Source organism: Actinotalea sp. (genome assembly GCF_035443605.1).
GTDB lineage: Bacteria > Actinomycetota > Actinomycetes > Actinomycetales > Cellulomonadaceae > Actinotalea.
In genome coordinates, this window is the sequence record NZ_DAORSQ010000122.1 from 1 (window position 1) to 6,455 (window position 6,455).

The 6,455-nt window shown below is 74.0% G+C and carries 6 protein-coding genes; 3 read left to right on the top strand and 3 right to left on the bottom strand.

What is annotated here, in order from left to right:
• Positions 1-244 precede the first annotated feature (244 nt).
• The gene (locus tag PKY62_RS11475; RefSeq protein ID WP_324537080.1) at positions 245-715 is read left to right on the top strand and encodes a DUF1801 domain-containing protein; all 471 of its coding nucleotides are present in this window, start codon (positions 245-247) and stop codon (positions 713-715) included.
• Positions 716-719: 4 nt separating this feature from the next.
• Here the strand turns inward: PKY62_RS11475 and PKY62_RS11480 are convergent, their stop codons facing one another.
• The 3 genes from PKY62_RS11480 to PKY62_RS11490 are packed head-to-tail and all read right to left on the bottom strand — an operon-like array spanning position 720 to position 3,668.
• Positions 720-1,439 (bottom strand): type 1 glutamine amidotransferase, encoded by a 720-nt coding sequence (locus tag PKY62_RS11480; protein ID WP_324537082.1) that lies wholly within the window; start codon positions 1,437-1,439, stop codon positions 720-722.
• The gene (locus PKY62_RS11485) at positions 1,432-2,211 is read right to left on the bottom strand and encodes an NUDIX hydrolase (protein WP_324537084.1); all 780 of its coding nucleotides are present in this window, start codon (positions 2,209-2,211) and stop codon (positions 1,432-1,434) included. Before PKY62_RS11485 ends, PKY62_RS11480 begins: the two co-directional genes overlap by 8 nt.
• 5 nt (positions 2,212-2,216) lie before the next feature.
• The gene (locus PKY62_RS11490) at positions 2,217-3,668 is read right to left on the bottom strand and encodes a GuaB1 family IMP dehydrogenase-related protein (protein ID WP_324537086.1); all 1,452 of its coding nucleotides are present in this window, start codon (positions 3,666-3,668) and stop codon (positions 2,217-2,219) included.
• Between the two features lie 71 nt (positions 3,669-3,739).
• On the opposite strand from PKY62_RS11490, the gene dxs reads away from it, so the two are divergent.
• Together dxs and PKY62_RS11500 are read left to right on the top strand one after the other, a co-directional pair.
• Complete coding sequence (dxs, locus tag PKY62_RS11495) at positions 3,740-5,653, top strand: 1-deoxy-D-xylulose-5-phosphate synthase (protein ID WP_324537087.1); 1,914 nt, start codon at positions 3,740-3,742, stop codon at positions 5,651-5,653.
• Between the two features lie 114 nt (positions 5,654-5,767).
• Positions 5,768-6,455, top strand: a 688-nt coding sequence (locus tag PKY62_RS11500) for a pyruvate formate lyase family protein (protein WP_324537088.1), incomplete at its 3' end; no start/stop codon positions are given.

A 6,455-nucleotide genomic window follows, 5' to 3' on the forward strand; every position in this document is an offset into this window, starting at 1 on the left:
GGAGCGTTCGGTGCCTGTGTGGAGGGTTGCGCCTCGGGTGCGGAGCGTTCGGTGCTCGTGTGGAGCGCTCACGCTCGACACGCCCGCGTGTCGGGTGCGGAACGCTCCGCAGTGCGTGCGGGTGGTGCTGGTGCGGGTGCGGAACGCTCCGCGGTGCGTGAGTGCGTGCGTGCGGGTGGTGCGGGTGCGGTCGGTGGAGCGCCTCCGGGGTGCGACGCGCGCCCGACGGCGGCACACTGCGGGCATGGGTGACGGGCGAGCGCCGAACAAGACGGTCCCGACCGACAGGTCGGTCGCGGAGTTCCTCGACGCCGTGCCGGACGAGCGTCGGCGCGCCGAGGCGTGGACCGTGCTCGAGCTCGTGCGTCAGGTGACGGGCCTCGAGCCGGCGATGTGGGGTCCGTCGATCGTCGGTTTCGGCACGTACCACTACCGCTACCCGACCGGCCGCGAGGGGGACATGCCGCTCGCCGGCTTCTCGCCGCGCAAGGCCGCGATGACGGTGTACCTCACCGACGGCGTCGAGGCCCACGCCGACGCCCTGGCGCGGCTGGGTCCGCACAAGGTCGGCAAGGGGTGCCTCTACCTCGCGCACCTGGACCGGGTCGACCTCGGCGTGCTCGAGGACATGGTCCGCCAGTCCTACCGGAGCCTGACGGAGCACTCGATCATGTACCACCAGGCCGAGCGGGGCTCGGGCCAGCGCTCGACGTAGGGGCTCACCCCGCGGCGAGCACCAGGGCCGCGAAGGAGGCCAGCCCGATCCGCGCGGCCGGCACGAGCGACGGCAGCGTCGCAGCGCCCTGGTCCGCGAGGACCGCGGGCGTCGGAGCGCGCTGCCCGTCCAGCTCAGCGGTCATCACGGGCTGGGCGAGCCAGGTCGCGAGGAGGGGCGGGTCGACCTCCAGGTGGAACTGCAGCCCGAGCGCGCTGCCGGCGCGGAACGCCTGCACGGGGGTGAGGTGTGACGACGCGAGCAGCGTGGCACCCGACGGCAGGTCGGCGGCGTCGCCGTGCCAGTGCAGCACCGTCGGCCGTCCTCCCAGCGGTGCGAGCACCGGGTCCTCGCCCCGCACGTCGACCGGGGCGAAGCCGATCTCGGACGCGCGGCCGGGGTGGACCGCGGCACCCAGCGCCCGCGCGAGCAGCTGCATGCCCAGGCAGACCCCGAGCACCGGGACGCCGGCGTCGACCGCCTCGGCGAGCAGGCGCCGCTCGACGGCGAGGCCGGGGTGGCGGACGTCGTCGTCGGCGTTCATCGGGCCTCCCATGACCACCAGGCCGGCGAGGTCGCGCGCCGGGGGGAGGTCGCACGACGGCCGGTCGACGACGGTCCGGGCGACCAGCGGCACGCCGGCCGTGGCGAGGGCGTCGCCGATGAGCCCCGGCCGCTCCCACGGGACGTGCTGGAGCACCAGGACGGGCCGCGGCTCAGCCATCCGAGGGTTCCGGACCCGCACCCGGCCGCTCGTCGAGCAGGGGTCCCGACGCCCCGGGAACGGATCCGTCCGCGAGCGTCAGCGCGCGGTCGCGGTCCCACGGCTCTGCCCAGCCCAGGGCGTCGAGCAACCGGTCGAGCACGAGCCCGGTGAAGCCCCAGACCAGGTGGTCGGCGACGAGGAAGCCCGGGCTGCGGTGCACGGTGGTGCCGTGCGTGGTCGTCACGGTCCCGCGCAGGGCGGGGTCCACGAGGTCGGCCACCGGCGCACGGAAGACCGTGGCGGACTCGGCGCGGTCGACGACACCCACCGCTGACGGGGTGGTCCACCAGCCGAGCACCGGGGTCACGGAGTGCCGGCTCACGGGGACGGCGATGGGCTCGAGCGTGCCGAGCACCTCGACGCCGGTGGGGTCCAGGCCGGTCTCCTCGCGCGCCTCGCGCAGCGCCGCCGCGACGGGGCCGTCGTCGTCCGGGTCGAGCCGCCCGCCGGGGAACGCCACCTGCCCGGGGTGGTGCGCCAGGTCGGTGGCGCGACCCACGAGCAGCAGGTCGAGGTCGGCCGGGACCGCCCGCGAGGGATGCACCGCCGGGGCGTCGTCGAGCACGCCCAGCAGCACGAGCACGGCGGCGGGACGCAGCCCGCCGATGCGGGTCCACGCCCACGGTCCCCAGGGCACTCCCCGCGCCGCGAGGTCGGCGAGCTGGTCGCGGACCGTCGAGGCACCGTCCGTCGAGGCACCGTCCGACGGGGTGACGCTCGCCGGGTCCATCCCGTTCACCAGCCGTCGGGCAGCGGCCTGCCCTCGTCGTACCCCGCCGCCGACTGGATGCCGACCACGGCGAGGTCCGCCAGCTCGGCGAGGCTCGTGGCCCCCGCATAGGTGCACGCGCTGCGCAGGCCAGAGGTGATCTGGTCGAGCAGGTCCTCGACGCCCGGCCGCCCGCGGTCCAGGTACATCCGCGAGGACGAGATGCCCTCCTCGTACAGCGCCTTGCGCGCGCGCTCGAACGCCGTGCCGCCGCGGGTCCGCGCCGCGACCGCCCTCGCCGAGGCCATCCCGAAGCTCTCCTTGTACAGCCGGCCGTCACCGTCGGCGTGCAGGTCGCCGGGGCTCTCGTGCGTCCCGGCGAACCACGAGCCGATCATCACCTGGGACGCGCCCGCTGCCAGCGCGAGCGCGACGTCGCGCGGGTGGCGCACCCCGCCGTCCGCCCAGACGTGTGCGCCGAGCCGGGTCGCCTCGGCGGCGCACTCGAGCACGGCGGAGAACTGCGGGCGCCCGACGGCGGTCTGCATCCGGGTGGTGCACATCGCCCCCGGTCCCACACCCACCTTGACGATGTCGGCCCCGGCCTCGACGAGGTCCCGGGTGCCCTCGGCCGTGACGACGTTGCCGGCCACGACGGGCACCCGTGGGGACAGGCTGCGCACCGCGGCCAGGGCGTCGAGCATGCGGCGCTGGTGGCCGTGCGCCGTGTCGACCACGAGGACGTCGGCGCCCGCGTCGAGCAGGGCGGCGGCCTTGGCGCGCACGTCGCCGTTGATGCCCACCGCGGCACCCACGCGCAGGCGCCCTGATGCGTCCACGGCGGGGGTGTACACCGAGCTGCGCAGCGCACCGGTCCGCGTGATGACGCCGACGAGCACGCCGTCGTCTGTGACGACCGGCGTGAAGCGGCGCCGCGACGTGTGCAGCCGCTCGAACGCCGCCGCCAGGCCGTCCGGGCCGTCGAGCACCTCGAGGCCCACGACGGTCGGGTCCGGCGTCATCACCTCGGAGACCTGGGTGAACCGGTCGACGCCCTGGCAGTCCGCCTCGGCGACGACGCCGACGGGGCGACCGTCGCGGACGACCACCGCGGCCCCGTGCGACCGCTTGCCGATGAGGGTCATCGCGGTGTGCACGGTGTCCTCCGGCCCGACGACCACGGCGCTCTCCACGACGGTGTGCCGCTGCTTGACCGAGGCGATCACCTCCGCGACCACGTCGGCCGGGATGTCCTGGGGGAGCACGGCGAGTCCGCCGCGGCGCGCGACGGTCTCGGCCATCCGGCGCCCGGAGACCGCCGTCATGTTCGCCACGACGATCGGCACGGTGGTCCCGGTGCCGTCCGTGGTGGTGAGGTCGACGTCGAACCGCGAGGCGACCTCGGAGCGGGACGGGACGAGGAACACGTCGCCGTAGGTGAGGTCGGAGGTCGCCTGGTGGCCGGGGAGCAGGTGCATGGCCTCAGCCTACGGAGCCCGGTCGACGCGGTGCCACGGCGGTCGTGCGGGGCACGTCGTACGATGGCCCGATGCCGCTGCTGCCTGGGATCGCCTCGCCCGCCGACGTGCGCGCGCTGCGTCCCGGCCAGGTGGACGAGCTCGCGCGGGAGATCCGCACGTTCCTCGTGCAGTCCGTCTCGCGCACGGGCGGTCACCTCGGTCCCAACCTCGGCGTGGTCGAGCTGACGCTCGCCCTGCACCGGGTCTTCGAGTCGCCGCGCGACACCCTCGTCTTCGACACCGGGCACCAGTCCTACGTGCACAAGCTGCTCACGGGCCGGGCGGACTTCTCCGGGCTGCGCCAGCGTGGCGGCCTCTCGGGCTACCCGAGCCGCGGCGAGTCCGAGCACGACGTCGTGGAGAACTCGCACGCCTCGACCGCGCTGTCGTGGGCGGACGGGATCGCCAAGGCCTACGCGCTCAAGGGCCGCGCCGACCGGCACGTCGTGGCCGTCATCGGCGACGGCGCCCTGACCGGTGGCATGGCATGGGAGGCGCTCAACAACATCGCCGCGGGCCACGACCGCCGCCTCGTCATCGTCGTCAACGACAACGGCCGGTCCTACGACCCGACGATCGGCGGCCTGGCACACCACCTCGACTCGTTGCGCACCGCGCGCGGGTACGAGGACGTGCTCGCCTGGGGCAAGCGCACGCTGCGGCGCTCCGGCCCGCCCGGCCGGTTCACGTACGACGCGCTGCACGGCCTGAAGAAGGGGATCAAGGACGTCCTGGCCCCGCAGGGCATGTTCGAGGACCTCGGGATCAAGTACATCGGCCCGGTCGACGGGCACGACGTCGCCGCGGTCGAGGCGGCGCTGCGTCGCGCGCGGGCCTTCGGCCGACCGGTGATCGTGCACGTCATCACCGAGAAGGGTCGCGGGTACAGCCCCGCGGAGCAGGACGTCGCGGACCGGTTCCACGCGGTCGGGCAGATCCACCCCGAGACCGGCCTTCCCGTCGCCCCCTCGCGCTTCGGCTGGACCTCGGTGTTCGCCGACGAGATGGTTGCCATCGGCAGGCGACGCCCGGACGTCGTGGCGATCACGGCGGCCATGCTCCAGCCCGTCGGCCTGGCGCCGTTCGCAGCCGAGTTCCCCTCGCGGGCCTTCGACGTCGGCATCGCCGAGCAGCATGCGGTCACCTCGGCCGCAGGGATGGCGTTCGCGGGGCTGCACCCCGTCGTCGCGGTGTACGCGACCTTCCTCAACAGGGCCTTCGACCAGGTGCTCATGGACGTCGCCCTGCACCGCGCCGGCGTGACGTTCGTGCTGGACCGTGCGGGGCTGACCGGGGACGACGGCGCGAGCCACAACGGCATGTGGGACATGGGCCTGCTGCGCCTGGTCCCGGGGCTGCGCCTCGCGGCCCCGCGCGACGAGGACACGCTGCGTGCCGCGCTGCGCGCAGCGATCGACATCGACGACGCCCCCAGCGTGGTGCGCTACCCCAAGGGTCCGCTGCCGCCGGCGCTCGCCGCGATCGACCAGGTCGACGGCGTCGACGTGCTCGCGCGGCACGATGCAGCCCCCGGTGGATCGTCGGGTGCGCCGTCCGTGCTCGTCGTGGGCATCGGCCCCATGGCCGGCACGGCGGTCGAGGTCGGCGGGCTGCTCGCGGCGGCAGGCCATGCCGTGACCGTCGTCGACCCACGGTGGGTGCTGCCGGTCCCGCCTGCTCTGGTCAAGCTCGCGGGCGCGCACCGGCACGTGGTGGTCGTCGAGGACGGCGTCGTCGAGGGCGGTGTTGGCGCGATGCTCGCCCAGCGGTGCACCGAGGCGGGGGGGCTCGCGACGGTGCACACCATCGGCATCCCGCTCGCGTTCCTCGACCACGCGACGCGGTCGCAGCTCGTCGAGCAGCTGCGCCTGCGCGCGGAGGATGTCGCCCACGACGTGCTCGACCGGCTCCGCTCGGTGCAGGATGGGTCTGACCCGTCCTGATGTGACGCACCTCACCCGTGCACGGGGGAGGCTGGTCCCTAAGTCCCGGGTCATCCCATGTATTCCGGCGTAGCGTCGCAGTCACCGGAGCCCGACACGAGGGAGTTCAGTTCCATGGCGATTACCGCAGATCACGGCACAGCGGTCACCCCGCAGCCGGGCGAGCCCGCAGCCGCATGGCGCGGCTTCGTGGCCGGCCCCTGGCAGGACGGGGTCGACGTCCGCGACTTCATCCAGCGCAACTACACGCCGTACGACGGCGACGCCTCGTTCCTGGCGGGCGCGACGGAGCGCACCACGGGCATCTGGGCCAAGCTCTCGGCGATGTTCCCGGTCGAGCTCGAGAAGGGCATCTACGACGTCGACGCCGACACCCCGTCGTCGATCACGGCCCACAAGCCCGGCTACATCGACCAGGCCCACGAGATCGTCGTCGGCCTGCAGACCGACGCCCCGCTGAAGCGCGCGATCATGCCCTACGGCGGCTGGCGCATGGTCGAGGGTGCCCTGAAGACCTACGGGTACGAGGCCAAGCCCGCCACCGCGAAGATCTTCACCGAGTACCGCAAGACCCACAACGCCGGCGTCTTCGACGTCTACCCGCCCAACGTCAAGGCCGCCCGCAGCTCGCACATCATCACGGGTCTGCCGGACGCCTACGGCCGTGGCCGGATCATCGGCGACTACCGCCGCGTCGCGCTGTACGGCGTCGACGCCCTCATCGCCGCGAAGAAGCTCGAGCGCCACGAGCTCGACATGGAGCGCTCGACCGAGGACGTCATCCGCGAGCGCGAGGAGAACG

Excerpts from the sequence above, each read along its gene's own strand:
- PKY62_RS11480 (WP_324537082.1), bottom strand. The coding sequence starts at position 1,439 with ATGGCTGAGCCGCGGCCCGTCCTGGTGCTCCAGCACGTCCCGTGGGAG.
- PKY62_RS11475 (WP_324537080.1), top strand. The coding sequence starts at position 245 with ATGGGTGACGGGCGAGCGCCGAACAAGACGGTCCCGACCGACAGGTCG.
- PKY62_RS11490 (WP_324537086.1), bottom strand. The coding sequence starts at position 3,668 with ATGCACCTGCTCCCCGGCCACCAGGCGACCTCCGACCTCACCTACGGC.
- PKY62_RS11485 (WP_324537084.1), bottom strand. The coding sequence starts at position 2,211 with ATGGACCCGGCGAGCGTCACCCCGTCGGACGGTGCCTCGACGGACGGT.
- dxs (WP_324537087.1), top strand. The coding sequence starts at position 3,740 with ATGCCGCTGCTGCCTGGGATCGCCTCGCCCGCCGACGTGCGCGCGCTG.